1 pseudogene is annotated in these 235 nt (G+C 51.5%); it reads right to left on the bottom strand.

Annotated features, from left to right (window positions below):
• Window positions 1–225, bottom strand: a pseudogene (locus QZ269_RS13285) (hypothetical protein); the annotation flags it as partial.
• Window positions 226–235 lie beyond the last annotated feature (10 nt).

Here is a 235-nt window from a genome sequence, read left to right as displayed (position 1 = left end):
GACAGGATTTGGATTAATCCAGTGTGCTTCCTGCACATAGCCCAAACCTGGATGCCCATATTCAGGCGGAAGCTCAAAGCCTGCGCGGTCAAGTACATACACGAAACCTGGCGTCAGCAAAGCGCGGGCATCAACCTCAGTGGGGTTTTTTGACGCAACTGACAGGAAATACAGCATGTCCGACCATTGCCCGTTTTGCTTTATGCGCAAGCCCATATCACTCATCTGCCGAACT

It is taken from the genome of Deinococcus sp. (assembly GCF_018260405.1).
GTDB lineage: Bacteria > Deinococcota > Deinococci > Deinococcales > Deinococcaceae > Deinococcus.
The sequence above is the reverse complement of the archived record's forward strand: the minus strand, read 5'-3'. Positions and strand labels throughout refer to the sequence as shown.